This window comes from Streptomyces sp. NPDC038200, from assembly GCF_055600785.1.
The window spans coordinates 165,785-190,350 of the sequence record NZ_JBVJYH010000007.1; the positions used below are offsets into that span (position 1 = coordinate 165,785).

Consider the following 24,566-nt stretch of genomic DNA (forward strand, 5'->3'; position numbering starts at 1 on the left):
CACCGAATCGACTGCCTACCCTGGCGCCATGGAGCTCATCGTGCTGTGGGACATCGACCACACCCTCATTGAGAACGCGGGTGTCAGCAAGGAGATATACGCTGCCGCCTTCTCATCACTCGCGGGACGTGAGCCGTCGGGGCCGGCGCACACCGAGGGGCGCACGGATCGGCTCATCATGCGCGACATGTTCCTCCGCGACGGGCTGCCCGTGCCTGAGTGGTCCATCATCGAAGACATTCTCGAGCGGGCTGGGCATGACCGCTGGTATGACCTTCGCCTGCGCGGGACGGCTTTGCCAGGGGTTCATGAGGTGCTGAAGGCCGCTTCCACGCGGAGCGGCTGGGTCTCCTCTGTCCTGACCGGCAACATCGCCGCCAACGCGCACGTGAAGCTGTCCGCCTTCGGCCTCGACTCACTGTTGGATTTGCCTGTGGGCGCCTACGGAGCGGACGCCGAGCTCCGTCCCGGACTTGTCGAGGTCGCCCGCGAACGCATACAGCGGCTCCGTGGTGTGCCGGCCGATGTGCCCGTCGTCCTGGTGGGTGACACCCCCCGGGACGTGGAGGCAGCCCTGGGTACTGGATCCGGGATCCTCGCGGTCGCCTCCGGTGTCCACAGTCCCGAGGAGCTGGCCGCTGCCGGTGCCCACGAAATCCTGCCCGACCTTTCGGACACCAGGCGGGTTCTCAGCATCCTGGAGTCCTTCGCGGGGCATGTGAAACGTCCCAGGACGTCCCTGGACTGTCCTCGAACGCGGTGACGAGGTCCTCTGTCAGGCGGCCACCATCAGGGTTCCCGTTAGGCAGTCAGCCGAAGGAGCCCATGTGATCGGGGAAGTCACCGGGATCAGGAAGATCCGGATGCTGTATCTGCAGCTGTTGTACCGCTGCAACTTTGTGTGCCTGCACTGCTTCCACGGCAAGCGGCTCCAGCACGCTGACGCCTTCACCGCCGAAGAAGCCGTCAGGCTTTGCACCCTGATGCGAGACGAATACGGCACGGAGGCCATAACCCTCCTCGGCGGAGAACCGTTCGTCCACCGAGAGCTCCCGCAGGTCGTCCGGCATGCAAAGCGGGAACTGGGCCAGCGCGTCGAGATCTGCACCAACGGATACCGGATTGAGCGCCGCCTGAGCGAGATCGCTCCGTACTTGGACCTGCTCCGGGTCTCCCTGGAGGGTGTCGGCTCGACCAACGACGGCATCCGCAAGCGCGGCAGCTATCAGAGCGCCCTCAGCTCACTCAGTCTGGCACGGGACCTCGGTGTTCCGGCGGGCGCGACCATGACCGTGACCTCCCGGAACATCAGGGAGGTACTTCCCCTCGCCAGTATCCTGGCGCAGCTCGGGGTCCGGCAACTGAAGCTCCACCACTTGCGGCCGGTCGGCAATGCCGCCGACCACCCTGAGCTGCTGGTCACGGAAGAAGCCGCTTACGGTCGGCTCCGCGAAGAGCTCACGGAGACCAAGCTGCCGCTTGAAGTGATCGTTGACGAGGACCTTTCCGAGCACGGCGCTCCGGAGGTCTGCGTTCCGTCCGGCGGCCTTCGTGAGATCGACCGGATCGAGGCCGACCCGCGTGGTGCGCTCACCATGTCCTGCAAGGCGGTGGGTAAGGACTCCCAGGCGTTCTGGTACGAGAAGACCGAGAACCGTATCGTTCACAGGCCCTCAGCCACGGACGAACTCACGCTCCGAGTACCGGACGTGGTGTACGGCCGTGCCTGATCAACCGGCATTTGAAAGTCTGGAGGGCTTACGGGGCACCGGGAAGTCGACGATCGCACCGATGCTTGCCGCTGCCCGCCAAGCCGTCCTTGTCCCCACCGTGCCTGCCTTGTACCAGCCCCTCAGACGCGAAGTGGATAAGCGGACCAACGTCGAAGCCCGGATGTGCCTTTACCTGTCCGCACTGTTCACGGCGGCCGAAGAGATTCAGCGCCACCTTAGAGGTGGCGTTCCCGTCGTCGTGGAGAGCTACTTCGCCCGGTGTCTCACCAGCCACCGGGCCCTGGGCGCCAGGCTCGGCGTCACTCTGCCGGCCTGGCTCCCCATGCCCGTCACCTACCACCTCGTCTGCGCTGACGACGAACGCCGTCGTCGCCTCGCAGCACGGAACAAGCCGACATCGCGATGGGACGCGCTGACGGAAACCGTTATGGACCGAGTGACGGATGCCTACGCCTCGTTCCCGATGCAGCGCATCGACACTACGGGGCTCACGCCCGAAGAGGTCCTCCGCGTGATCACCGCCACCGATACGCAAGGAGCACCTTCCCGTGCAGTCACAGAGCCTGTGGGAGCACACCCTCACCTTCTTCCCGCAGTTTCTCGCGGTCCTGCGGGAACGCGTTGCCCCTGATGCCACCATCGCAGTCGTCGGTGCGAGCGACGGAAAGTTCGTCCTGCCTCTGGCCGCCGCTGGGTACCGCGTGGTGGCGATCGAACGCGACGCACTCGCCGTGCACGGAGGTGGCATCCGCCTTCCGGATAACAGCGAGGTGCACACCATGGGATTGATCGACCGGCTGAAGCTGGAGGAACTCCATGCCCGTGTGCAGGTGAGCGAAGAGGACTTTCTTACGGGGGAACCCCTGGACATGCAGTGCGAGGCGGTCTGGACGAGCTGCTCGTGGCACTACAGTGCCAACCACCACCGTCCGCTCGCCGAGTTCGTCGACCGCATGCAGCGCCTGGTCCGCCCGGGAGGTGTGTTCGGTGCGGAGTTCATGATGCCTGTCGAAAAGCGTCACCACTTGGTGGAGCACTACACCTCTCCCGAGCGCCTGCACCGTCACTTCCTCGGCGACTGGGACGTCCTGCTCACCCTGCGCACGAACGAGTTCACCGAACGGCCCCACATCGGCCAGCCGCATGACCACATCCATCGCATGGGCCTGCTCCTGGCGGCCCGTTCGTCCACCCTCGCTGACCGTCTCTGAGAGAAGGACACATGAAACACGAGTACGAGGCGAAGTTCCTGGCCGTTGACGTCGCCGGCCTTCAGGCAAAGCTGGGCGCCCTCGGCGCCGTCCAGGCGCTCCCCCGCACCCTCCTCACCCGCAAGATCTTCGAGAACGACTCCCTCGACGGCGGGGCGTGGCTCCGTCTGCGGGACGAGGGCACCCGCTCGACGCTCACGCTCAAGCAGGTCACCGACGCCACGACGATCGACGGCACCAAGGAGATCGAGACCGAGGTCGCCGACCTGCACGCCATGGCCGACATCCTCCGTCGGGTCGGCCTCACCGAGGTGCGCTATCAGGAGAACTACCGCGAGGAATGGCGACTCGGGGAGGTCGCCTTCGACTTCGACACCTGGCCCGACCTCCCCACGTTCCTGGAGATCGAGGGGCCCGACGAGGTATCCGTCCGGCAGGCCGCCGATCTCCTGGAACTCGACTACTCCGAGGCCCGCTTCGGCAGTGTCGACGAGATCTACAAGAGCGAGGCCAGCCGCGACATCCTCGCCGAACCCACCCTGCTGTTCTCCGACCGCGAGAAGCAGGAGAGCGCTTCCGCGGCGGTCCAGGGGCCCTGATTGAGGAGGCGATAGGTGCTCAGGCCCCTATGCACGCGTGCGGGCCCGCATCCGCGAGCTCCAGGCAGGCGTCCTGGCTTCCCTGCTCAACACCGACGAACCGGCTCACTTGACCAGCGGAACGAGGCCATCACTGCGGGGCCGCCCTCAACCCGGCGTATTGGGCAAGGGCACCGCGCCCAGAGCAGGTTCCTCCGCCGCGGTTAAGCCCCCGCCCTGGTCCCGGAAGAGCCTGCCGTCCCCCGCGGCATGAGCCCCGTGGCCAGGGCGGGTTTTCAGTGGGACGCCTGAAGGCCAGTAGCGGGCACTGCCCGCCCCCGTATGGACCGACAGGAATGCTCGTTCGACGAGCACCCATCAAGATCGGAAAGGCAGCAGTTGCTTAGATCACAGGGACGTGGCGTGTTCCATGACTTCGGCCGCGCCCCCTCAGGGGCGCAAGGTTGTTCGACAGTGGGAGACTCGGAGGTGTCAAGTGCTCAAGGGGCAGCAGGTGATCGCGGCCTCTGGGACACTTGACCTCGGTTTTGAGTCAATCCTGGAAGGAACACTATGAGCGCCAGCGGTAGTGAGCGTCCGCAGTTCACCCGGCCACTGACCTCGCTGGAGATCTGTGCCGGTGCGGGCGGGCAAGCCGTTGGACTGCATAACGCGGGGTTTGACCATCTTGATCTGGTCGAATGGGACTCGCACGCGGTGGCTACCCTTCGGGCGAACGTAGGCAGCTGGCCGGGGTGGGGCCAGGGGCGAGCTGATGGCCTCAAGCCCATGGACGTGAAGGACTTCCTGAAGCCAGGGGTAAGCGCCGGTCCCGGGATCAATGTGGAGGGTCTGGATCTGCTGGCCGGCGGAGTTCCCTGCCCGCCATTCTCGCTAGCCGGAAAGCGCTTGGGTAAAGACGACGAGCGTGACTTGTTCCCGGATGCGCTGAGGATCATTGATGAACTCAGGCCGAAGGCGGTCATGATTGAAAATGTCCGGGGAATTCTAGAGCCCCCTGAGGTCTTCATTGACTACCGCCGGGACATTCTGGCTACGCTGCGCGATCTCGGCTATGTGGTTCCTGAAATCAAGGAGAGCTGGTCGGCGGTAGAGCAGGACCGTGTAATGCGCCAGGTGTGGCGACGGATTGACGCCAGCAATTTTGGTGTGCCGCAGTTGCGTCCGAGGGCGATCCTGGTTGTGATTCATGAGAGCGCGCTAGACGATTCCGGCGTGGGATTTATCTGGCCGTCGAAGCTTAAAGGCAAACAGGCGACCGTAGTGGGAGAGCTCGCCGCCAGCATGGAAGCGCGCTGCCGCAAGTACTGGGATAAGAACAAGTACGGAGAGCAAGCGAAGCCAGGAGAGCGTACCGGGGAGCATGTGTACCTGGACTGGTTGCGCAAGGCTGCGACGGCCGCAGAGCTGGGCCGGGGTGTCGCTCCGACCCTCGTGGGAGGCTCAAAAAAGCACGGTGGCGCGGATCTCGGGCCGACGAGGGCCAAGCGGGCCTGGGCGCAGCTTGGCGTAGATGGGATGGGTGTGGCCAACGAGCCCAAGGAGTGTGATCCCGAACGGGACCTTTTCCGTCCTGCCGGCCCTATGCTGACGGTAGAGCAGGCCGCGATTATTCAGGGCTTCCCAGCGCACTGGAAATTCCAGGGCCGGAAGACTGCCCAGTACCGGCAGGTCGGAAATGCCTTCCCTCCTCCGGTGGCGGAGGCGGTGGGGCGTGCCATTGCCGCAGTGCTCCGGCCCGAGTGGCGCAATCAGCTTCTGCGGGATTATGAACTCGACACTACGGGTGTCGATGCGGGCGTGCCGACGTCGGAGCAGATGGCTCTGTCTGTGTCAGGCGCGCCTGTTGCTGACAACCCGCCGGTCGCGCACGACAGCAGCGATCTTATCCGCGCAGGCGTCTGACGGCTCGTGCTCCCAGAAGCGGAGCACGAGCCACCCGGCATTCCTCAGGCGTTGGTCGGTGTCCCGGTCCCGCTCCACGTTGCGGAGAACCTTTTCCGACCAGTAGCCGGAATTGGTTTTCGGCGGGACATAGTGCTCGGAGCAGCCATGCCAATAGCAGCCATCGATAAAAACCGCCACCTTTGCCGGACGGAATACCAGGTCCGCTGTCCGCCGAAGGTCCGGCAAGGGGCGGGCGGCGACGCGATAGCGCAGACCGCGTGCGTGAACCAACCGCCGGATCAGCGTTTCTGGCTTGGTGTCCCGGCTACGGATCGCCTGCATGTTGCGACGACGTGCGGCGGATGAGGCCCAGGAGCCTTCGGGCGGGTTCCAGGGAGGGTCTTCGGACACGTTTGTAAGCCTAGCCCGCTGACGTCACAGTCCATGACAGTCCGCGTAAACCACACCCACCCCGCACCAGCACTCCGCCCCGGCCTCCGGTGGCCAGGCGATCGCTCGTCCCCGGGAGGCCAGGGTCGTCGCGTACTGGGGGAGCAGGGTGGGGTCGTCGGGGGACGTGGCCTCCGATGCCGCGAAGGCCTCGTACGACGGGACCGTGCCCGTGACGATGCCCAGGTTGGGGGTGCCCGAAGCGGAGAGTTCGCGGAGGGAGGCTTCTATGGTCGTCAGGTGGTCGGAGTGGGACGGGTACTCCGACGCCAAGGCCGGGTAGGTCGACAGCAGTTCCGACAGTTCCGGTGCCGGCCAGTGGAGGACCGCCACCGGGAACGGGCGGGAGAGGGCCTCCCGGTAGGCGCCCAGCTCCGCGCGGAGGCGGGAGATCTCCGCTTCCAGTTCCGCCGGGTTGTCCGAGCCCAGGGACCACACCCGCTTCGGGTCGTGGAGTTCGTCCAGGGTGACCGGGGATGTGTGGAGGGTGTCGGCCAGGGTGTCCCAGTCGTCGTGGGGCAGGCCCAGCATGCGGCGGACGCGGTGGCGGCCGTAGAGGACGGGGTGGGTGGCGGGGGACGGATCCGTGGAGTCCGGCAGGAGCAGGGCCGCCGCCTCCGTGAAGGTCTCCGCCGCCGCTTCCAGCTCGTCGTGGGCTTCGAGGGCCTCCGCGGCGATCACCCAGGGGGCCGGGTCGCGGGGGGCCGTCGTGCGGATGCCCTCGATGATCGCCCTCGCCTCCGCCTCGTGGCCGTACTCCCAGAGGTTCGATGCCTTCAGGGCGCGGACCAGGGCAGCGTTGTCCAGTCCTGTGGCGGACGACAGCAGGCGGTCGTAGAGCGTGGTCGCCGCGGGGCGGTCGCCGGACAGTTCCAGGTGGGCCGCCGCCCGGAGCAGGAGCGTCTCGGTGTCCTCGGGGTACAGGCCGGCGGTCCGCTCCAGGCGGGCCGCTTCGGCGGTGTGGTCGACATTCTCGGCAGGCGTGTCGGGGCGCATGGGGGACACCGTACTGCCGTGCGGTGGTGAATGTGAGGCGCGGTCCGGTACCACGGGGGCGGCTCGCCGACGTGGTCCGGCACCATGGGTTGGCTCTTCGTCGCGGTCCGATACCACGGGTCGGCTCTCCGTCGTGGTCCGGTATCACGAGGGTCGGTCTCCGTTCCGGTTCCGCTCCGGAGAGCCGGCTGCCCTTGCCCGGGGTGCGGGCACCGGCCGACGGCGTCGGGGTCCGGGTGGATATCTTCGGGGCCGACATCGACATGCGGAGTCGCCATGCAGACAACGGGTGAGCCGGTCCGGATCGCGGACGATCAGCCGGCCGCCGGGGGCGGGGAGCCGACTGCCGGGGGCGCGGCGATGGGCGCCGAGGGCGCGGCGACCGGTGCCGTCGGCAGGGAGGCGGGCGGGGCGGAGTTGCCTCGTTACTGGCCGCTGCTGCTGGCGGGCGCCGCCCTCGTGCCCGGGTCCGTGCTCTTCTTCCTCGGGCGGTGGGGCGACGCCCCCGCCGTGCAGGCGTGGCGGACGGTGTGCCTGGCCGTCACCGTGCAGGCCCTGCCCTTCCTGCTGCTCGGCACCGCCCTGTCCGGCGCGATCAACGCCTTCGTGCCGGAGGGGGTGTTCCAGAGGATCCTGCCGCGGCGGGCCGCCCTCGCCGTTCCGGTCGCCGGGGTCGCGGGGGTCGTCCTGCCGGGGTGCGAGTGTGCTTCCGTGCCGGTCGCCGGCAGTCTCATCAGCCGCGGAGTGACGCCGGCCGCCGCCTTCGCCTTCCTGCTGTCCGCGCCCGCCATCAATCCCGTCGTGCTGACCGCCACCGCGATCGCGTTCCCCGGCAACCCCGCCATGGTCCTCGCCCGGCTGTTCGCCTCCCTCGCCACCGCCGTGGTCATGGGCTGGCTGTGGCTGCGGTTCGGGCGGGCCAAGTGGCTGCGACCTGCCGTACGGCACACCGGGCATCGGGTGGGCCACAGCCGGTGGGACGAGTTCCGGCGCGGGTTCCAGCACGACTTCCTGCACGCCGGCGGCTTCCTCGTGCTCGGCGCCATGGCCGCGGCCACCTTCAACGTCGCCGTCCCGCGCTCCGTGCTGGACACCTTCGCCGCCACGCCCTGGCTGTCCGTGCTCTTCCTCGCCGGGCTCGCCGTGCTGCTCGCGGTGTGTTCCGAGGCCGATGCCTTCCTCGCCGCCTCGCTGACCGGGTTCCCGCCCGTGGCGCGGCTGGCGTTCATGGTGGTGGGCCCCATGGTCGACCTGAAGCTCATCGCCCTCCAGGCGGGGACCTTCGGGCGGGCCTTCGCGGTGCGGTTCTCCGCCGCCACCGTCGTCGTCGCCGTCGCGTGCAGCGCGCTGATCGGATGGGTGTTGCTGTGAAAAGGTCGTTCCAGGCGGGGCTGCTCGTGCTGTGCGGGCTCGGTCTGCTGCACGTCTCCCTCTTCACCGACCTGTGCCTGCGGTACGTCAAGGAGGGCATGCGGCCCCTGCTCATCGCCTCCGGCGCCGTCCTGATCCTGCTGGGGCTCGCGAGCGCCGTCCTCGACCGCGGCGGGGCAGACGACCGGGAGCATGGAGGCCGGCACCCCGGCAACCGGGAGCATGGCAGCCGGGAGCCCGACGGCCACGGGTACGACGACTCCGGCGCGCACGGCAACTCCGGCGCCCATGACCACTCCGGCGCGCACGGCAACTCCGGCGCGCACGACGACTCCGGCGCGCACGGTCACGCGGGCGCGCACGACCACTCCGGCATGCCCCGCGTCGCCTGGCTGCTGCTCCTCCCCGCTCTGAGCCTGCTCCTCTACGCCCCGCCCGCCCTCGGCGCCTACACCGCCTCCCGGCAGCCGCCCAAGCCCGTCACGCATCCGGACGGCTTCGATCCGCTGCCGCGCACCTCGCCCCTGCCCATGACCCTCTCCGACTTCACCAGCCGGGTGCAGCAGGACCGCGCGCAGGCCGTCAAGGGGCGCGTGGTCCGGATGACCGGGTTCGTCACGCCCGGCTCGGGAGGCCGGGGCGGTGGCTGGGAGCTGACGCGGATCATCCTCAACTGCTGTGCCGCGGACGCCCAGTCCGTGAAGGTGAGGGTCTACGGCGGCCCCGCGCTCGCCGCCGACACATGGGTGACGGTCACCGGCACCTGGCATCCGGGCGGGACGCTGGGCACCGGGTCGGCGGCGGTCGCGCTGGACGCTCGTACCGTCACGAAGGTCGCCCGGCCGGTGAACGGCTACCAGGACGCCCTGCCGCTGTCCTGAGAGCCCCGGGAGTCCCGAGAGCCCCGGGAGTCCCGGGAGTCCCGGGAGCCGCTCAGACGGTGACGCCGTCCACCTGGAGCGTCTGCACCGACTTCGCCGCGAAGGGGACGGCCACCGACCTGCCGTTCAGGTACGTGTCCGACCGTGCCGTGTACCGGTCGCCGCCGGTGGTGACCGTGTTCCAGCGGGGGACCAGGCCGTCCGAGCCGCCGGTGACGGCGGAGAAGCGGGAGAGGTCGAAGGTCAGGGTCCGGGCGGCGGCGGAGGTGTTCGCGGCGACGATCACCAGGCGCCGCGCCGCGCGGTCCAGGGCCGCCGCCGCGTACTCGACGCCCGTGTCCAGGATCGTCATGCCCGGCCGGATGTGCCGGGTGAACTGGGCGAGGACGTAGTACTTGGTCTGGATCGCGCCCGGCTGGAGCGTGTCCGCGTCGTACGCGATCGCGGCCCAGCCCGCGCTCGGGTCCATCACCTGCCAGTACACCCAGGCCGTGGGGTGCAGCCAGCGGAAGTCGTAGAGCAGGTTGCTCGCTGTCGTCAGGCCGGTGGCGTCACCGTCCCCGGTCTCCGAGTTCCACAGGGCCTTGCCGCCCCTGGTCACCACGTCGGTGTACAGCAGGTCCCTGCGGCCTCCGGAACCCTGGTAGCCGTGCACGTTGACCCGGTCGACGCAGCCCTTCGCCGCGGCGGAGAAGGAGTTCCAGGTGGTGCGGGCCAGGTCGTAACCCGTCTCGTCCGACGCGGCGATCCTCGTGCCCGTCAGGCCGCGCTTGTCCAGCTCGGCGCGTAGGTACGGCAGGACGGCCGCCTGCACGCTCGCGCCGATGTGGCAGCCCTCCTGCGTCCCGGTCGCCGTCCACCAGGACGAGGAGGGCTCGTTGAAGGGCTCCACCGTCGCGAAGGTCACGCCCCAGCTCTGCCGCGCGCGGAGGGCGACCGCGGCGAGGTGGGAGGCGTGCTGGCGGTGGTTCCAGGACTGCAGGTTGTCGCCGCCGCCGGCCGCGCCGGAGGGGTTGTGGTTGGAACACATCCACCACATGGGCGAGTTGGCGAAGAGTTCGGTGGTCGCGCCGCGCCGGGCGGCCTTCACGAGCATGGCCCGCTGGGTCGCGTCCGCCGTCCACTTCCAGGCGGCGGAGGCCGGGTCCTCGTTCGTCCAGTCCTGCCAGTAGCCCTCGATCTGCTTGAAGGAGGGGATGTTCGGGGAGACGGCCATGGACTTGCCGTTCACGCTGTTCCAGCTGCACGCGCCCAGGTTGTAGCGGGCGATGTTCAGGCCGAGGCCGGGCAGTGACGTGCCGTTGTACGTCGTGTTCCCGGTCGTGAAGAAGATGTCGGCGAAGTCGTCCCGGGCGCCGAAGACGTTCGCCCACCAGGCCAGGGAGGTGCCCCACCCCTCCCATGTGCCGTACGTGGTGGCCGGGTCGACGGCGATCGTGGCGTCCGCCCGGGCCGTGCCCGTGGCCAGTGCGCTGCCGAGAAGGCCGCCGCCCGCGGCGGCCAGCAGTGTTCTGCGTCGGATCATGGCGTTCGCTGCCTCTCCGTGCGGTCCCGGCACCGCGTTCCTGGGAGCGGTGCCGACTCGTCCCCCCGGCATGCCAACAGGAAGCATCGGGGGTGCCGGACAGGCTTGTCGAGGGTTGTGACGGCCCTTTTTCAAACCAGTTGCAGAAGCCTGCCGCCGGTGTTCGTCCGCTGGTGTCTCTGGCCAGTCGAGGGCGCTGCGCCTATCGTGCGGGCGGCTCCGGCGGGAGGTGGGGTGCGATGCGGGCTGCGGCGGGCGTGCGGGTCGTGGGACACAGGGACCGGCGTCGGCGTGCCCGGCGCAGGCGGGTGCTGTGGGGCGGCGGCGAGGTGCTCGTGACGGCCGGGCTGGTCCTTCTGCTGCTCGTCGTGCACCAGTTGTGGTGGACGAATCGCGAGGCCCGGCGTGGGGCCGAGCGGAAGGTGGCGGCGCTGGAGCGGGAGTGGGGGAGCGGCGGCGGTGGCGAGAGCGGCGGCGCGAGCCCGCCCGCCGAGAGCGGCTCCTCCGGCGGTTCCGGTACGGCCTCCGGGGCGGGTGCGGGTGACTCCGGTACCGCGCGCGCGGCACCGCGCGCGTACGCCCCCGGCCCCCTGCCCCGGAGGTCCCAGGCGTACGCCGTGCTCACCATCCCCCGGCTGCACCTGCGCGTACCCGTCGCCGAGGGCGTGAGCAAGGCGGACGTCCTGAACAAGGGGTACGTCGGGCACTATCCCGGCACCGGACAGCCGGGCCGGGCCGGGAACTTCGCGCTCGCCGGGCACCGGAACACGCACGGTGAGCCGTTCCGGTACCTGCCCCGGCTGCGGCGGGGGGACGCCGTGGTGGTGGAGACGCGGTCGGCGACGTACACGTACGACGTGGACCAGGTGCTGCCGCACACGTCCGCCATGGACTCGGGGGTCGTCCGGCCCGTCCCGCACTCGCTCGTGCGGCCGGGGTACGGGTACGACGAACGCGGCTACTACCTCACCCTGACCACCTGCACACCCGAGTTCACCTCCCGCTACCGGCTGGTGGTGTGGGCCAGGCTGGCGTCCATGCGGCCCAGGTGAGCACCGGGGCGCGTGCGGTCGCCGGGCGGATCGGGGGCGTCGGGCGGACGCACCGGACCCGTCGGCGGGGTGCGGGTGCGGGTGCGGCGGGCGGGCGCACCGGGATCGTCGGGCGGGTGCGGCTCGGAGGTGGGCGGTTCGGGATCGGCGGGTGGGTGCGGCTCGGGGGTGGGCGGTTCGGGATCGGCGGGTGGGTGCGGCTCGGAGGTGGGCGGGCCGGGGGGTGTTCCCGGAACGGCTCGCCCGGTCCGGGGCACCCGCTCACTCCCCCCGCTCCCGCAGGGCCAGCACGCTCACCGCCCCCACGACCGCGAGCCCCGCCGACACGAGCAGGGCGATGTCGGCGCCGCGGGCCATGCTGTCGGCCGAGGTGGCGAGGGCGATGGTGAGGGCCACGCCGGCGCAGGAGCCGATGTAGCGGAAGGTCTGCTGGGCGCCGGAGCCCATCGCGGCCCGCTCGCGCGGCACCGACTCGACGGCGAGCAGCGGGAGCGCGCCGTTCAGCAGGCCGCTGCCCAGGCCGCCGACGATCAGGCCCGGCAGCAGGCGGGGCCAGGAGCCGGAGCCGATCGCGCCGAGCATCGTCACCACGGCGATCGCGTGCAGGGCGAAGCCGAGAGCGAGCTGGGTGCGCGGGTCGACGCGGCCGGCCAGATGCTTGACCTGGAGGGCGACGACGAAGCTGAGCCCGGACCAGAGCAGGAACAGCCAGGCCGTGGCCAGGGGGGAGAGCCGGAGTGCCTGCTGGAGCAGCGCCGGCAGGAAGCTGAACATGCCGATCACGGCCAGGCCGGTGAACAGGCCGCCCGCGGAGGAGGCCAGGAAGCGGGGACGGCGCAGCAGCCCGAGGTCGATCATCGGGGTGCCGGTCCGGTGCTCCACCGCGGCGAACGCGGCGACGAGGAGGACGGCCGCCGCGAGGAGCAGGCCGACCGGGGCGCGCAGCCAGCCGTCCCGGCCCAGGGTCAGCGCGGCGACCAGGGCCACCAGGGCCAGCCCGAAGGTGAGGGCGCCCAGCACGTCCGGCCGGCCGCCGCGCGGGGCACGGGACTCGGTGAGCGCCCGGGTGCCGAGCGCGGCCACGACGAGGGCGGCGGCGCCCAGGACACCGTAGCCCAGCCGCCAGTTCGGCAGCGCGCCGGCGAGCAGCGGGCCCACGGCGATGCCCCCGCTGACGAAGGCGCCCCACACGCCGGTGGCGTGGAGCCGGCCGCGCGGGCTGGGGAAGGCGTGCACGATCAGGCCGAGGGCGCTGGCCAGCAGAGCCGCGCAGGCCGCGCCCTGGGCGATGCGGGCCAGGGTGAACTGCCAGGTCGACGTCGTGAACGCGCCGAGGGCGGTGGTGAGGCCGAGGGCCGCGGTGCCGGCGAGGAAGATCCGGCGGCGGCCGTGGTCGTCGGCGAGGCTGCCGGCCACCAGGAGGAGCGCGGCGAGGCCGAGGGGGGTGCCGTTGAGCAGCCAGGCCTGGGCGGAGAGCGGGGTGTGCAGGGCGGCCGCGGTGTCCGGGAGGGTGACCATCGGGGCCGTGTACGTCATGAGGGCCACGGCGGTGGCCGCGCTGGTCAGGGCGAGGGTGGCGCGGGGGCGTGCGGGGGCGTCCCGGGGGACGGCGCCGCGTACGGCCGCGGAGGTGGTGGCGGAGGGGAGCCGGGTCATGGCCTGTCCTGTCCTTCCGGGGCCCCGGTCCGTCCGGCGGAGCCGCGCATTAGGTTCGTTCATTGAACCGACCTGTCGCTCTCACCGTAGCACCGTAGGTTCGGTCAATGAACCGACCTGCTGTCGGTGGTTACAGTGGAGGGCATGGCACTGGGCAAGGACTACGTGACGCAGGAGTGCTCGATCGCCCGCGCGCTGGAGGTCGTCGGCGAGCGGTGGACGCTGCTCGTCGTCCGCGACGCGATCTACGGCGTCCGGCGCTACAACGACTTCCTCGTCCACCTCGGCATCCCGCGCGCCGTCCTCTCCGCCCGGCTCCGCACGCTCACCGAGGAGGGGATCCTGGAGAAGCGCCGCTACCAGGAGTCCCCGCCCCGGGACGAGTACGTCGTCACCGAGCGCGGCGCCGCCCTCTGGCCCGCGCTGCGCGCCCTCGGCCACTGGGGGCGCGAGTACGTCGACGGCAACCGGCTGCGGAGCTTCCGGCACGCGGACTGCGGCGGGGACGTCGATCCCTGCGGAACGTGCGCGGCCTGCGGAACTCTCGTGCCGGTCGCGGACGTTGTCATGGTGCCGGGGCCCGGACTCGACTCCGCGCCGGCGGATCCGGTCAGCAGGGCGCTGCTGCGGCCGAAGCGGCTGCTGGAGCCCCTGGAGGCCGATCCGGTCCAACCGGCATACTGACAGCGGAAGAAGAGAAGGGGGGAGTCTCGATGCGCAGCCGTGCCGCCACACGTCCCCTCGCCCCGCTGCTGCTCCTGGCACAGCTGCTGCTGCTCCAGTCCGCCCTCCTCGGCACCGGCGGCCTCACCACCGCCGTCGCCCTCGCCGCGACCGCCACCGCCGCCGCCACGCTCGCCGCCTGCACCCTGCTGGCCGCGCGCGCCGTGCCCGCCGTACCCCCCACCCGCGTCCGCACGGCGATACGCGACCGGGCCCGCCGTACGGCCTTCCTGCCGCAGCGCGATCCCGACGCGCCCGGCCGGCGGCGGCCCAGAGCACCCGGACACGCCCGTCCGGCGACCGCCGCGTAGGGCACGTCCGCAGATCCGTCAGCACGTGACCCCGCGCGGGTCGTCCTGCCGTTCTCCACTCACGACCGGCCGCTTCCGGTCGCTTCCGGCACGACGAGACCCCCGGAGGGCTCACCCATGTCCGTTCTCGCCCACGTGGTCGAGCAGCTCGCCGACCTGCTGACCCCGCTCTTCCACGACTCCGCGGCAGCCGCCGCGATCATCCTGTGCACCGCGCTGGTACGGCTCCTCGTCCACCCGTTGTCCCGGGCCGCCGCCCGGGGCCGGCGCGCGAGCGCCGCACTCCAGCCCACCATCGCCGCCCTGCGCGAGAAGCACGCCGGGAACCCGCAACGGCTCCAGCAGGCGGTACTGGAACTGCACGCCCGGGAGAAGGTCTCGCCGCTCGCCGGCTGCCTGCCCGGCCTGCTCCAGCTGCCCGCCTTCTTCCTCCTCTACCACCTCTTCTCCAGCACCACGATCGGCGGCGAGAGCAACGGCCTGCTCGACCACCGGCTGTTCGCGGCACCGCTCGGCGGACGCTGGACCGACGCGCTCGGCGACGGCGGGCTGTTCGGCCCGGCCGGACTGGTCTACCTGGCCCTCTTCGCCGTCGCCGCGACCGTCGCCACCGTCAACCAGCTGCGCGCCCGGCGGACGGCGGCCCGGCAGCCGGCCCCGGTCGCCGGCGCCCCGGTGCCCGGCCTCGCCGCGATCACCCGGGCCACCCCCTTCCTGTCCTACTTCACGCTCGTCACCGTGGCGGTCGTCCCCCTGGCAGCCGCGCTGTACGTCGTCACCAGCACGGCCTGGAGCGCGGCGGAACAGACCCTGCTGTACCGCTGAGCGGCGCCCCGCCGTACCGCCGAGCGATCACGGTTACGGTCCAGTACCTGAACAGGGTCTTGCGGAGTGGACAGCCTAATTGGAGGATCAGCCAGTCCTCCGATGGCTGCACCCGTCGGCCGGGCGCCCCGCGACCGAGGGAGATGGTGACCATGAAGCTGCTGCGAGTCGGTACGGCAGGGGCGGAGCGCCCCGCACTGCTCGACGCCGAGGGAACCCTGCGGGACCTGTCGGGACTCGTGGCCGACATCGACGGCGCGCTCCTCGCCGACGGCGCCGCACTCGGCCGGGTACGGGCGGCGGCCGACGCCGGTGAGCTGCCCGCGCTCGACCCGGCCGGCCTGCGGACCGGGCCGCCGCTCGGCCGCATCGGGAAGATCGTGTGCATCGGGCTCAACTACCACGACCACGCCCGGGAGACGGGCGTCGAGCCGCCCGCCGAGCCGGTGGTCTTCCTCAAGGCCCCGGACACGGTCGTCGGACCGGACGACACGGTGCTGGTGCCGCGCGGCTCGGTGAAGACCGACTGGGAGGTCGAACTCGCGGTCGTCATCGGCCGTACGGCCCGCTACCTGGAGTCGGCCGAGGACGGCCTCGCGCACGTCGCCGGGTACGCGGTGGCGCACGACGTCTCCGAGCGGGAGTTCCAGATCGAGCGGGGCGGAACCTGGGACAAGGGCAAGAACTGCGAGACGTTCAACCCGCTGGGGCCGTGGCTGGTGACGGCCGACGAGGTGCCGGACCCCCAGCGGCTGTCGCTGAAGCTGTGGGTGAACGGCGAGCTGAAGCAGGACGGTACGACGGCCGAGCAGATCTTCCCCGTGGGGGAGGTCGTGCGCTACCTCAGCCAGTTCATGACGCTGTACCCCGGGGACGTCGTCAGCACGGGGACGCCGGCGGGCGTGGCCATGGGGCGGCCCGAGCCGAAGCCGTATCTGCGGGCCGGTGACGTCGTCGAGCTGGAGATCGAGGGGCTGGGGCGGCAGCGGCAGGAGTTCAAGGACGCGTAGGCGTTCCGCGGGGGGCGCCGGGGAACCGCGGCTCCGCCTTCGGCCGCGGCGGGTTCGCGGCCGAGCGTGCGGTTCCCCGCGCTGCTGTCCGGGGGACGGCTCAGCCCAGCAGGGAAGCCAGCCGGCGCCATTCCTCCCTAGGGAGGGTGCCGGCCGTGTCCGCCGTGACCACCTGGAGGGCCACGTGGTCCGCGCCCGCCTCGTGGAAGGCGGCGATGTGCTTGCGGATCCGGGTCTCGTCGCCCCAGGCGAAGACCGCGTCGACGAGGCGGTCGCTGCCGCCGTCGGCGATGTCGGCCTCCGTGAAGCCCAGGCGGAGGAAGTTGTCGGTGTAGTTGGGGAGTTCCAGATAGCGGGCCAGACAGGCGCGGGCCGTCTCCCGGGCGCGGGCCGGGTCGGCCTCCAGGACCACCTTGAACTCCGGTGCCAGCAGGACCTGTCCGCCCAGGATCTCGCGGGCCCGGGCGGTGTGTTCCGGCGTGCCCAGGTAGGGGATCGCGCCGGCCGCCCGGTCCCGGGACAGGCCCAGCATCTTCGGGCCCAGCGCGGCGAGCACCCGGCGCTCGGCCGGGACGCCCGCCACGTCCAGCTCGTCGAGGTAGTCGACCATCGCCGCGTACGGGCGGCGGTAGCCCGTGACCTGCGGCCCGTGGCTCACGCCGAGACCCAGCAGGAAGCGGCCCGGATGGGCCGTGTCCACCTCGACGAAGCCGGTCGCCGACGTGGCGGCGTCCTGCTGCCAGACGCTCTGGATGCTGGTGCCGACGACGACGCGGCGCGTCGCGCCGAGGAGCGGGGCCGCGTTGTCCGCGGTGCTGTTGCCGCCCAGCCAGATCGCGCCGTACCCGAGTTCCTCCAGCTCGGCCGCGGCCTCGTCCAGTTCGCCGCGCCGGGCCGGGTCCTCCGAGCGCAGCTCGATGCTCCAGACGCCGTACCGGCCGACGGTGTCCTTCAGTGAGGTGGTCATCGGATGTGATCCCTCCGGGTGGTGGGCTTTGCCGTGATCATCACGTCTGCGGCCACCGCCGGCCGGAGGGCGTCCCGGGCCGGCCCCCGCCGTTCCCTCAGTCGGCCGAACGGCCGAGGAACTCCTCCAGCACCTCCACCACGAACCGGTGGTCCTGGAGCTGGGGCAGGCCGGAGACGGTCACCGAGCCGATCACGCCGACGCCCTCGACGGTGATCGGGAAGGAGCCGCCGTGCGCCGCGTAGGTGTCCGGGTCGAGGCGGGAGGACTCCTCGAACGTCGTGCCCTTGGCGCGGAAGCGGGCGCCGACCAGGTAGGAGGCGGCGCCGTAGCGCTCCACCACCCGGCGCTTGCGGGCGATCCAGGCGTCGTTGTCCGGGGTGGAGCCCGGCAGGGCCGCGTGGAAGAGCTGCTGGCCGGCCCGGTGGATGTCGACGGCGACCGGCGCCTGGCGCTCCCGGGCCAGCTCCACCAGGCGGGAGCCGAGGGCCCAGGCGTCGTCGTGGGTGAACCGCCGGAAGACCAGGCGGCGTTGCTGCGCCTCCAGTTCCTCGACGGACGGGGTCAGTTCGGCAGTGGTCCGGGGAGTGGTCTGGGACATCAGAGCGTCACCGTCACCTTGTCCCGGGCGGACCGGCGGGCCGCTTCCAGCACGTCGAGCGCGGCAGCCGCCTCCAGGGCGGTCACCGGGTTGGGACCGGCACCGCGCAGGGCGTCGGCCACCGCCGCGTAGTAGGCGGGGTAGTCACCGGGGAGGGTCGGCACGGGGGTGCCGCCGCCGGTCAGCGGGGACTCGCCGGATCCGAGACGGCCCCACAGGGACTCGTCCTCCGCGCCCCAGTCGGGAGTGGTGCCGGGGCGGCTGCCCTCACGGAGGGCCGCCTCCTGCGGGTCCAGGCCGTACTTGACGTAGCCGGCGCGGGAGCCGAGGACCCGGAAGCGGGGGCCGAGCTGGGCGGCCGTCGCGGAGACGTAGAGGTGGGAGCGGACGCCGCTCGCGTGGGTGAGCGCGATGAAGGTGTCGTCGTCGGTCTCGGCACCGGCGCGGCGCACCTCCGCCTCGGCGTAGACCTCGGTGGCCGGGCCGAAGAGGACCAGGGCCTGGTCGACGACGTGGCTGCCGAGGTCGTAGAGCAGACCTCCGATCTCTGCGGGGTCGCCCGACTCGCGCCAGCCGCCCTTGGGCTGGGGGCGCCAGCGCTCGAAGCGGGACTCGAAGCGCCAGGCGTCCCCGAGTTCGCCGTCGGCGAGGAGGCGCCGGAGCGTCAGGAAGTCGTTGTCCCAGCGGCGGTTCTGGAAGACCGACAGGAGCAGCCCGCGCTCGTCGGCGAGAGCGGCGAGGCCGCGGGCCTCGGCGGCGGTGCCGGCGACCGGCTTGTCCACGACCACCGGCAGGCCGGCCTCGAGGGCGGCCGTGGCGAGCGGGACGTGCGTCTTGTTCGGGGAGGCGATGACGAGCAGGTCCAGTTCGGCCGCGCGGTCGAACAGCTCCTCGGGGGTGGCGGCGAGCCGCACGTCGGGGAACTCGGCGCGGGCCTGCCGTTGCCGCTCCGGGGCGGAGGTGACCACGGTGTCCAGGGCGAGGCCCTCGGTCGCGGCGATCAGCGGGGCGTGGAAGACGGAGCCGGCGAGGCCGTAGCCGATCAGGCCGACGCGGAGGGGGGTACCAGTCATGCCCTCCACTTTGGCAACGCTGTTGCGAAAGTGCAAGCGGCGGGGAGAATGGGGGACGTGGACAGGACGAGGGAGACGGTGAAGGCGACGGCGGGGACGGCACCGAGGGCGGCGACGCGGGGCGGCGGGCCCACGGGGGCCAACCTGGGCCTGGTGCGCAGCCACAACGCCGCGCTGGTGCTGGGGCTGCTGCGGGACGCCGGCACCGAGGGGATAAGCCGCCTGGAGCTGGCCGAGCGCACCGGACTGACCCCCCAGGCCGTCAGCAAGATCACCGCACGGCTGCGGGCGGAGGGGTTCGCCGCGGAGGCCGGACGCCGGGCGTCCACCGGCGGCAAGCCGCGGACCGTGCTGCGGCTGGTGCCGGAGGCGGGGCACGCGGTCGGGGTGCACCTGGACCGCGACGAACTGCGCGTGGTGCTCGTGGACCTGGACGGAACCGTGGTGGAGGAGCGGCGCGCGGAACTGGACCTGGGGGCGGGGGCGGAGGCCGTACTGGGAGCGGTGTGCGCGGCGGCGCGCCACGTGGTCGCAGGGCTGGTCGAGGGGCCGGGTGAGCGGCTGGGTGAGCGGCTGGGGGAGGGTCTGGGGGAGGGGCTGGCCGAGGAAGACGGGCCGGTGACCGGCGGTTCGGCGGCCGGCGGGCTGCCGGGTGGTGGTCTGTCGGGTCGCGGTTCGCCGGGTGGGGCGGCTGGTGGTGGGGACGCCCGCGGTGCGGCTGGGGGTTCGGCGGCCGGTGGTGGGGGCTTCGGCGGTGCGTCGCTGCTCGGGGTTCGGTCGCTGGTGGGGGTGGGGGTCGCGCTGCCCGGGCCGCTGGATCACGCGCACGGGGTGCTGCACCGGGTCACCGGGTTTCCCGAGTGGGACGGCTTTCCGCTGCGGGACGCGCTCGCGGAGCGGCTGGGGGTGCCCGTCGTGGTGGACAAGGACACCAACGCGGCGGCGCTCGGGCTGGCCGTCGGGGGCGTGGAGGACGGGGCGGGCGGGTCCTTCGCCTATCTGCACCTCGGTACCGGACTCGGCGCCGGTCTGGTGATCGACGGGAGCGTGCACCGGGGGGCGCGGACCGGGGCGGGGGAGTTCGGGCACCAGGTGATCCAGCTGGACGGCCCGCTGTGCGAGTGCGGGAACCGGGGGTGCGTGGAGGTGCTGTGCCTCGGCGCCGTGGCGCGCGGCGAGGTGGCCGAGGCGGCACGGGTGCTGGGGGTGGCGGCCGGGAACCTGGTGGGACTGCTGGACATCGATGTGGTGCTGCTCGGGGGACGGACGGTCGCCGGGGCGCCTGAGGCGTACGTACGAGGGGTCGGCGAGGTGCTGGGGGCGCGGGCCCGACGGGAGGGTACGAGCGGGGGGACGGTGCCGGTACGGGTCGCTCCGCGGGGGGAGCGGGTGGTGGCCGAGGGGGCCGCGCAATTGCTGTTGGCGCCGCTGTTCGGGCGGGGCGACGTCTGACGGGGCGTCTGAGGGTGCGGGCCGTCCGAGCACTGCGACTGCGTCGTGGCCGGTCGCGCAGTTCCCCGCGCCCCTTCGGGCGCTCATGCGGCTGAGGGTCTGGCTGCCGCGCGTTGGGCTGGGTGGTGGTTTTCCGCGTCCCTTCGGGGGCTCATGCGGTTGAGGGTCTGGCTGCCGCGCGTTGGGGTGGGTGGTGGTTCTCCGCGTCCCTTCGGGGGCTCCTGCGGCGGAGGTCCCGGCGATCGCGCGCTGGGCCGGCCGGGCGGACTTCGGGCCGTCTTCCGTGTCGTGCCGCTCGGCCCGGCGCCCGCCCGGCACGATCATGTGTTCATGCGACTGTGTCCCTCCTTGTCCCCCCGTCTCGCCGCAGCCGCAGCCGTCTCCGCCACTGCCGCTGTCGCCGTCGTCCCCCTCTCCCCCCACGTCGCTCACGCCGACGCGACTCCCTCCTGTGTCGGTGCCGACGCGCACACCTTCCCGCTGGCCGCCCGTATCCGGGGCGGCCCCCGGGCCTACGAGGCCGGTGGCGGATACGGCACGTGGTACATCGACCTCACCAACACCACCCAGCGCATCTGCACCGGCATCCACCCGGTCGTGGTCCTCGTCGACGACCAGCGCGTCCTGCGGCCGGACCAGCCCCACCTGGACTTCCACGACGGCTCGCGGAACCGGCCGGTGACCTTCGAGAGCACCGACAAGCACGAGCTGGTCGGCGTGCTGGACGGCACCGGCTTCGGCGGGTTCACCGTCCCCGCCGGCCGGACCGTCAGCGTCCGGGTCCGGCTCGCGCTCCCGTCCGACGCCGCACCCGGCCAGGTCACGGCCAACGCCGCCGTCGTGCAGCGGCGGGGCCAGGACGGGGACTGGGTCGGAGAGTCCAACGCCTACCGCTTCGAGATCGGCGAGGAAGGCGAGAACGACACCCAGCACACCCCGGACACCCAGGACACCGAGGACACCCAGGACGCGCAGGAAGCCCAGGAAGCCGAGGACACCCAGGACGCTCAGGAAGCCCAGCGCACCCCCGACGCCCAGGACGCCCAGGACGCCCAGGACGCTCAGGACCCCCGGCGCACCCCCGCCGCCCCCTCCGGCAACGCGACCGCCACCCCCACGACCCCCCCGACCTCCACCCCCGCCGCCACCCCCACGGACACCCTCGTCCCCACCGCCACCGGCCCCGATTCCCCCGACTCCCCTGATTCCGTCGGCTCCTCCCTGTACCTCGCCCGTGAGGCCCAGGAGGCCGAGGCGCGGGCGCGGGAGCTGGCGCGTACCGGGCCGGAGCTCGTCCACGGGCTGCTCGCGGCCGTCGCGGCCCTGTTCGGCGCGGGCGCGGGCGCGTTCCTGCTGGCCCGTGGCCGCCGCTGAAGCCGGGCCCGATCCCTCGCCGGGCCCTCCGTCTGCGACGATCCCTCCGTGGACTACCCGAACGACCAGGCTCCCGGCGCCCCCGTCCGCGCCGGCATTCCCGAGCACGGGCGCATCCCCAAGTACTACGCGGTGAAGGCGCGCATCGCCGCGCTGCTGGAGGAGCTGGGGGAGGACAGCGTCATCCCCACCGAGCGGGACCTCGCCGAGCGGTACGACGTCGCCCGCGAGACCGTGCGCCAGGCCGTGCGGGAGCTGGTGCTGGAGGGGCGGCTGCGCCGCCGGGGCCGCGGCACGGTCGTCGCCGGGCCCAAGCTGGCCCAGCCGCTGTCGCTGGCCAGCTACACCGAGGGGGTGCGCCGGCAGGGTCGGACGCCCGGCCGTGCCCTCGTCACCCTCGACCGCTTCCCGTGCCCGGAGGCGCTGGCCGCCGAGACCGGGCTCACCCGGGGCGAACCCGTCTGGCATCTGGAGCGCGTGCTGCTCGCCGACGACGAGCGGGTCGGTCTGGAGAGCACGTACGTCGCCGTCGAACGGGTGCCGCGGCTGGGCGGCGACTTCGACCCGGACTCCTCCTTCTACGCCTACCTGGAGGACCAGGGCATCGCCTTCGGTGACGCCGACGAGCGCATCGAGACCGTGCTGGCCACGCCCCGCGAGGCCCTGCTCATCGGCACGCCCCCCGCCCTGCCGATGCTGCTGATCCACCGGGTGTCCCGGGACACGGAGGGCCGTCCGCTGGAGCGGGTGCGGTCGCTGTACCGGGGGGACCGGTTCTCCTTCACCACGCATCTCGCGGGCTGAGGTTCCGCGGCATGTCCACCACGCATCCCGCGGGCTGAGGATCTCCGGAACGTCGAGGAGGGCCGGCAGGTCGGCCCCCGGGTGCGCCGGCCTCGGGGCGGGGCCTCCGTCCAGACCCAGGAGTATCACGAAAAGATAACGGGTCTAGCCCAAACGTGATGGGTCGTTCACGCTCTCGTTGTCAGCCGGATGTTTCCGGTTCCCGATCCGCGAGGAGCGTTGCCGTCGTGAAAGTGACAGTCGTCGGAGCCGGCGTGGTGGGCACCATGCACGCCTGGCAAGCCGTGCAGCGAGGCCACCAGGTCGTCCAGATCGAGCGCGAGGCCGAGGCGCGCGGCGCCTCGCTGCGCAACTTCGGGCAGATCTGGGTCAGCGGGCGCGCCGGAGGAGAAGAGCTGGAAGCCGCCCTGCGGGCGCGGGAACTCTGGGAGGGGATCGGCGCCCGGGTCCCGGCGCTCGGCTTCCGGGCCATCGGCTCCCTCACCCCCGTCCGCGGGCCGCTCGAACTCGCCGTCGCCGAGGCCGCCCTCGCCCGCCCGGACGCCGCCGCCCGCGGCTACAAGCTGCTCACCCCGGGCGAGGCCCGTGCCGTCAACCCCGCCCTGCGCGGTGAGTTCACCGCCGCCCTGTACTGCGAGCGGGACGCGGCCGTGGAGCCGCGCACCGCGCAGCTCGCCCTGCGGGCCGAGCTGCGGAAATCGCCGCACTACACCTTCCTGCCGGGCCGGGAGGTGCGCGAGGTGACCGGCGCCGGCACCGTCCGCGACGACCACGGCGAGGTGCACCACGCCGACGCCGTCGTCCTGTGCACCGGCGCCTGGCTCGGCGGACTCGTCCGCGAACTGGCGGGTCCCGGCCTCCCCGTGCGCCGCGTCCGGCTGCAGATGATGCAGACCGACCCGCTCGGCGAGCCGCTGACCACCTCGGTCGCCGACGCCGACAGCTTCCGCTACTACCCCGCCTACGCCTCCCCGGCGCTGGACGAGCTGAACGCCCGGCAGCCGCAGCCGGAGACCGCCGCCGCGCACCGGATGCAGCTGCTCATGGTCCAGCGGGCCGACGGCGGCCTGACCATCGGCGACACCCACGCGTACGAGCACCCCTTCGCCTTCGACACCGTCGAGGAGCCGTACGAGCACCTGGCCGGTGTCGTGGAGTCCTTCCTCGGCCGGCCGCTGCCCCGCGTCCGGCACCGCTGGGCGGGCGTGTACGCGCAGTGCACCGAGCCCGGCCGGGTGGTGCACCGCCAGCGGGTGCACGACGGGGTGTGGCTGGTCACCGGGCCCGGCGGGCGCGGCATGACCTGCGCCCCCGCGATAGCCGAGACCACCGCGAACGAACTGGGCTGGTGAGCACCCCATGACACCCACAACCGACACCACGGGCATCCGTCTCGTCGTCCTCGACATGGCCGGCACGACCGTCGCCGACGGCGGCCTGGTCGAGCGTGCCTTCGCCGCGGCCGCCGCCGAACTGGGCGTCGAGACCGGCTCCGCCGAGCACGCCGAGCACCTGGCCTACGTCCGCGCCACCATGGGCGAGTCCAAGATCTCCGTCTTCCGGCACCTGTTCGGCGACGAGGACCGCGCCCGGCGCGCCAACACCGCCTTCGAGAAGGCGTACGGCGAACTGGTCGACGACGGCCTGATCGCCCCCGTCCCCGGCGCCCGCGAGGCCATCGAGGAGCTGGCCGGCAGCGGCCGTACCGTCGTCCTGACCACCGGATTCGCCCGCGTCACCCAGGACGCCGTCCTCGACGCCCTCGGCTGGCGGAACCTCGTCCCGCTCACCCTGTGCCCGGCCGACGCCGGCGGACGCGGGCGGCCGTACCCGGACATGGTGCTGGAGGCGTTCGTCCGCACCAAGGCGGCCGAGGACGTCCGGCAGATCGCGGTGGCCGGCGACACGTCGTACGACGTGCTCAGCGGCGTACGCGCCGGAGCGGGACTGGTCGCCGGGGTGCGCACCGGCGCCCACGGCGACGCGGAGTTCACCGCCGCCGGCGCCACCCATGTGCTGGACTCGGTCGCCGCGCTGCCCGCCCTGCTCGACGGAGACCGGTGAC

General features: G+C 72.1%; 24 protein-coding genes. 17 read left to right on the forward strand and 7 right to left on the reverse strand.

Annotation, left to right across the window (positions count from 1 at the left end; all coding sequences use genetic code 11):
- Window positions 1-28 precede the first annotated feature (28 nt).
- The 5 genes from ACZ7KF_RS17305 (at window position 29) to ACZ7KF_RS17325 (ending at window position 5,448) form a co-directional block, all read left to right on the forward strand.
- Complete coding sequence (locus ACZ7KF_RS17305) at window positions 29-763, forward strand: HAD family hydrolase (RefSeq protein ID WP_471074909.1); 735 nt, start codon at window positions 29-31, stop codon at window positions 761-763.
- 64 nt (window positions 764-827) lie between these two features.
- Entirely contained in the window at window positions 828-1,730 is a 903-nt protein-coding gene (locus ACZ7KF_RS17310; RefSeq protein WP_471074912.1) for a radical SAM protein, read from the forward strand.
- A gap of 551 nt (window positions 1,731-2,281) precedes the next feature.
- Complete coding sequence (locus ACZ7KF_RS17315; RefSeq protein ID WP_471074915.1) at window positions 2,282-2,944, forward strand: methyltransferase domain-containing protein; 663 nt, start codon at window positions 2,282-2,284, stop codon at window positions 2,942-2,944.
- 11 nt (window positions 2,945-2,955) lie between these two features.
- Window positions 2,956-3,543, forward strand: coding sequence for a class IV adenylate cyclase (locus ACZ7KF_RS17320; RefSeq protein WP_471074918.1), 588 nt, complete (start codon window positions 2,956-2,958; stop codon window positions 3,541-3,543).
- A gap of 552 nt (window positions 3,544-4,095) precedes the next feature.
- The gene (locus tag ACZ7KF_RS17325) at window positions 4,096-5,448 is read left to right on the forward strand and encodes a DNA cytosine methyltransferase (protein WP_471074921.1); all 1,353 of its coding nucleotides are present in this window, start codon (window positions 4,096-4,098) and stop codon (window positions 5,446-5,448) included.
- Here the strand turns inward: ACZ7KF_RS17325 and ACZ7KF_RS17330 are convergent.
- Window positions 5,377-5,841 (reverse strand): very short patch repair endonuclease, encoded by a 465-nt coding sequence (locus ACZ7KF_RS17330; protein WP_471074923.1) that lies wholly within the window; start codon window positions 5,839-5,841, stop codon window positions 5,377-5,379. The two genes, ACZ7KF_RS17325 and ACZ7KF_RS17330, sit on opposite strands and share 72 nt — an antisense overlap.
- A 24-nt stretch (window positions 5,842-5,865) precedes the next feature.
- On the reverse strand, window positions 5,866-6,876 hold the full coding sequence (locus ACZ7KF_RS17335) for a hypothetical protein (RefSeq protein WP_471074925.1): 1,011 nt from the start codon (window positions 6,874-6,876) through the stop codon (window positions 5,866-5,868).
- A gap of 360 nt (window positions 6,877-7,236) precedes the next feature.
- Here ACZ7KF_RS17335 and ACZ7KF_RS17340 point away from each other — a divergent pair, with 360 nt between their 5' ends.
- Both ACZ7KF_RS17340 and ACZ7KF_RS17345 read left to right on the forward strand, forming a co-directional pair.
- Complete coding sequence (locus ACZ7KF_RS17340) at window positions 7,237-8,247, forward strand: permease (RefSeq protein WP_471075460.1); 1,011 nt, start codon at window positions 7,237-7,239, stop codon at window positions 8,245-8,247.
- The gene (locus tag ACZ7KF_RS17345) at window positions 8,244-9,128 is read left to right on the forward strand and encodes a TIGR03943 family putative permease subunit (protein WP_471074927.1); all 885 of its coding nucleotides are present in this window, start codon (window positions 8,244-8,246) and stop codon (window positions 9,126-9,128) included. The genes ACZ7KF_RS17340 and ACZ7KF_RS17345 overlap by 4 nt, the downstream gene beginning before the upstream one ends.
- A 52-nt stretch (window positions 9,129-9,180) precedes the next feature.
- Here ACZ7KF_RS17345 and ACZ7KF_RS17350 read toward each other — a convergent pair whose 3' ends face one another.
- Window positions 9,181-10,653, reverse strand: a complete 1,473-nt coding sequence (locus tag ACZ7KF_RS17350; RefSeq protein WP_471074929.1) for a glycoside hydrolase — start codon at window positions 10,651-10,653, stop codon at window positions 9,181-9,183.
- Window positions 10,654-10,892: 239 nt separating this feature from the next.
- On the opposite strand from ACZ7KF_RS17350, the gene ACZ7KF_RS17355 reads away from it, so the two are divergent.
- Window positions 10,893-11,705: a class E sortase gene (locus ACZ7KF_RS17355; RefSeq protein WP_471074931.1), complete on the forward strand. Its 813-nt coding sequence runs from the start codon at window positions 10,893-10,895 to the stop codon at window positions 11,703-11,705.
- A 261-nt stretch (window positions 11,706-11,966) separates the two neighbouring features.
- Here ACZ7KF_RS17355 and ACZ7KF_RS17360 read toward each other — a convergent pair whose 3' ends face one another.
- The gene (locus tag ACZ7KF_RS17360; RefSeq protein ID WP_471074933.1) at window positions 11,967-13,361 is read right to left on the reverse strand and encodes an MFS transporter; all 1,395 of its coding nucleotides are present in this window, start codon (window positions 13,359-13,361) and stop codon (window positions 11,967-11,969) included.
- Between the two features lie 144 nt (window positions 13,362-13,505).
- Here ACZ7KF_RS17360 and ACZ7KF_RS17365 point away from each other — a divergent pair, with 144 nt between their 5' ends.
- The 4 genes from ACZ7KF_RS17365 (at window position 13,506) to ACZ7KF_RS17380 (ending at window position 16,230) form a co-directional block, all read left to right on the forward strand.
- Window positions 13,506-14,045, forward strand: coding sequence for a winged helix-turn-helix transcriptional regulator (locus ACZ7KF_RS17365; protein WP_471074935.1), 540 nt, complete (start codon window positions 13,506-13,508; stop codon window positions 14,043-14,045).
- Between the two features lie 29 nt (window positions 14,046-14,074).
- Window positions 14,075-14,395 carry a DUF6412 domain-containing protein gene (locus ACZ7KF_RS17370; RefSeq protein ID WP_471074937.1) on the forward strand — a complete coding sequence of 107 codons (321 nt, stop codon included), beginning with the start codon at window positions 14,075-14,077 and terminating at the stop codon, window positions 14,393-14,395.
- 117 nt (window positions 14,396-14,512) lie between these two features.
- The gene (locus tag ACZ7KF_RS17375; RefSeq protein WP_471074939.1) at window positions 14,513-15,220 is read left to right on the forward strand and encodes a YidC/Oxa1 family membrane protein insertase; all 708 of its coding nucleotides are present in this window, start codon (window positions 14,513-14,515) and stop codon (window positions 15,218-15,220) included.
- A gap of 152 nt (window positions 15,221-15,372) precedes the next feature.
- Window positions 15,373-16,230, forward strand: coding sequence for a fumarylacetoacetate hydrolase family protein (locus ACZ7KF_RS17380; protein WP_471074941.1), 858 nt, complete (start codon window positions 15,373-15,375; stop codon window positions 16,228-16,230).
- 100 nt (window positions 16,231-16,330) lie between these two features.
- On the opposite strand, the gene ACZ7KF_RS17385 is transcribed toward ACZ7KF_RS17380, so the two are convergent.
- The 3 genes from ACZ7KF_RS17385 to ACZ7KF_RS17395 form a co-directional block, all read right to left on the reverse strand.
- Complete coding sequence (locus tag ACZ7KF_RS17385; protein WP_471074943.1) at window positions 16,331-17,197, reverse strand: LLM class F420-dependent oxidoreductase; 867 nt, start codon at window positions 17,195-17,197, stop codon at window positions 16,331-16,333.
- 97 nt (window positions 17,198-17,294) lie between these two features.
- Window positions 17,295-17,798 (reverse strand): heme-degrading domain-containing protein, encoded by a 504-nt coding sequence (locus ACZ7KF_RS17390; protein ID WP_471074945.1) that lies wholly within the window; start codon window positions 17,796-17,798, stop codon window positions 17,295-17,297.
- Window positions 17,798-18,871: a Gfo/Idh/MocA family protein gene (locus tag ACZ7KF_RS17395; RefSeq protein ID WP_471074947.1), complete on the reverse strand. Its 1,074-nt coding sequence runs from the start codon at window positions 18,869-18,871 to the stop codon at window positions 17,798-17,800. The genes ACZ7KF_RS17390 and ACZ7KF_RS17395 overlap by 1 nt, the downstream gene beginning before the upstream one ends.
- 48 nt (window positions 18,872-18,919) lie before the next feature.
- Here ACZ7KF_RS17395 and ACZ7KF_RS17400 point away from each other — a divergent pair, with 48 nt between their 5' ends.
- The 5 genes from ACZ7KF_RS17400 (at window position 18,920) to ACZ7KF_RS17420 (ending at window position 24,565) form a co-directional block, all read left to right on the forward strand.
- On the forward strand, window positions 18,920-20,323 hold the full coding sequence (locus ACZ7KF_RS17400) for an ROK family transcriptional regulator (RefSeq protein WP_471074949.1): 1,404 nt from the start codon (window positions 18,920-18,922) through the stop codon (window positions 20,321-20,323).
- A gap of 330 nt (window positions 20,324-20,653) precedes the next feature.
- A complete protein-coding gene (locus ACZ7KF_RS17405; protein WP_471074951.1) occupies window positions 20,654-21,697 on the forward strand; it encodes a hypothetical protein in 1,044 nt (347 codons plus the stop codon).
- Window positions 21,698-21,745: 48 nt separating this feature from the next.
- A complete protein-coding gene (locus ACZ7KF_RS17410) occupies window positions 21,746-22,501 on the forward strand; it encodes a GntR family transcriptional regulator (protein WP_471074953.1) in 756 nt (251 codons plus the stop codon).
- Window positions 22,502-22,728: 227 nt separating this feature from the next.
- A complete protein-coding gene (locus ACZ7KF_RS17415; protein ID WP_471074955.1) occupies window positions 22,729-23,853 on the forward strand; it encodes a TIGR03364 family FAD-dependent oxidoreductase in 1,125 nt (374 codons plus the stop codon).
- Between the two features lie 7 nt (window positions 23,854-23,860).
- The gene (locus tag ACZ7KF_RS17420) at window positions 23,861-24,565 is read left to right on the forward strand and encodes a phosphonatase-like hydrolase (RefSeq protein ID WP_471074958.1); all 705 of its coding nucleotides are present in this window, start codon (window positions 23,861-23,863) and stop codon (window positions 24,563-24,565) included.
- The last annotated feature ends 1 nt before the right edge of the window (window position 24,566 follow it).

What these genes read in the sequence shown, in the direction of transcription:
- ACZ7KF_RS17420 (WP_471074958.1), top strand. Translation starts at nt 23,861, where the DNA reads ATGACACCCACAACCGACACCACGGGCATCCGTCTCGTCGTCCTCGAC.
- ACZ7KF_RS17365 (WP_471074935.1), top strand. Translation starts at nt 13,506, where the DNA reads ATGGCACTGGGCAAGGACTACGTGACGCAGGAGTGCTCGATCGCCCGC.
- ACZ7KF_RS17340 (WP_471075460.1), top strand. Translation starts at nt 7,237, where the DNA reads ATGGGCGCCGAGGGCGCGGCGACCGGTGCCGTCGGCAGGGAGGCGGGC.
- ACZ7KF_RS17350 (WP_471074929.1), bottom strand. Translation starts at nt 10,653, where the DNA reads ATGATCCGACGCAGAACACTGCTGGCCGCCGCGGGCGGCGGCCTTCTC.
- ACZ7KF_RS17320 (WP_471074918.1), top strand. Translation starts at nt 2,956, where the DNA reads ATGAAACACGAGTACGAGGCGAAGTTCCTGGCCGTTGACGTCGCCGGC.
- ACZ7KF_RS17335 (WP_471074925.1), bottom strand. Translation starts at nt 6,876, where the DNA reads ATGCGCCCCGACACGCCTGCCGAGAATGTCGACCACACCGCCGAAGCG.
- ACZ7KF_RS17380 (WP_471074941.1), top strand. Translation starts at nt 15,373, where the DNA reads ATGAAGCTGCTGCGAGTCGGTACGGCAGGGGCGGAGCGCCCCGCACTG.
- ACZ7KF_RS17390 (WP_471074945.1), bottom strand. Translation starts at nt 17,798, where the DNA reads ATGTCCCAGACCACTCCCCGGACCACTGCCGAACTGACCCCGTCCGTC.
- ACZ7KF_RS17305 (WP_471074909.1), top strand. Translation starts at nt 29, where the DNA reads ATGGAGCTCATCGTGCTGTGGGACATCGACCACACCCTCATTGAGAAC.
- ACZ7KF_RS17360 (WP_471074933.1), bottom strand. Translation starts at nt 13,361, where the DNA reads ATGACCCGGCTCCCCTCCGCCACCACCTCCGCGGCCGTACGCGGCGCC.
- ACZ7KF_RS17375 (WP_471074939.1), top strand. Translation starts at nt 14,513, where the DNA reads ATGTCCGTTCTCGCCCACGTGGTCGAGCAGCTCGCCGACCTGCTGACC.
- ACZ7KF_RS17325 (WP_471074921.1), top strand. Translation starts at nt 4,096, where the DNA reads ATGAGCGCCAGCGGTAGTGAGCGTCCGCAGTTCACCCGGCCACTGACC.
- ACZ7KF_RS17355 (WP_471074931.1), top strand. Translation starts at nt 10,893, where the DNA reads ATGCGGGCTGCGGCGGGCGTGCGGGTCGTGGGACACAGGGACCGGCGT.
- ACZ7KF_RS17400 (WP_471074949.1), top strand. Translation starts at nt 18,920, where the DNA reads ATGGGGGACGTGGACAGGACGAGGGAGACGGTGAAGGCGACGGCGGGG.
- ACZ7KF_RS17385 (WP_471074943.1), bottom strand. Translation starts at nt 17,197, where the DNA reads ATGACCACCTCACTGAAGGACACCGTCGGCCGGTACGGCGTCTGGAGC.
- ACZ7KF_RS17370 (WP_471074937.1), top strand. Translation starts at nt 14,075, where the DNA reads ATGCGCAGCCGTGCCGCCACACGTCCCCTCGCCCCGCTGCTGCTCCTG.
- ACZ7KF_RS17395 (WP_471074947.1), bottom strand. Translation starts at nt 18,871, where the DNA reads ATGACTGGTACCCCCCTCCGCGTCGGCCTGATCGGCTACGGCCTCGCC.
- ACZ7KF_RS17405 (WP_471074951.1), top strand. Translation starts at nt 20,654, where the DNA reads ATGCGACTGTGTCCCTCCTTGTCCCCCCGTCTCGCCGCAGCCGCAGCC.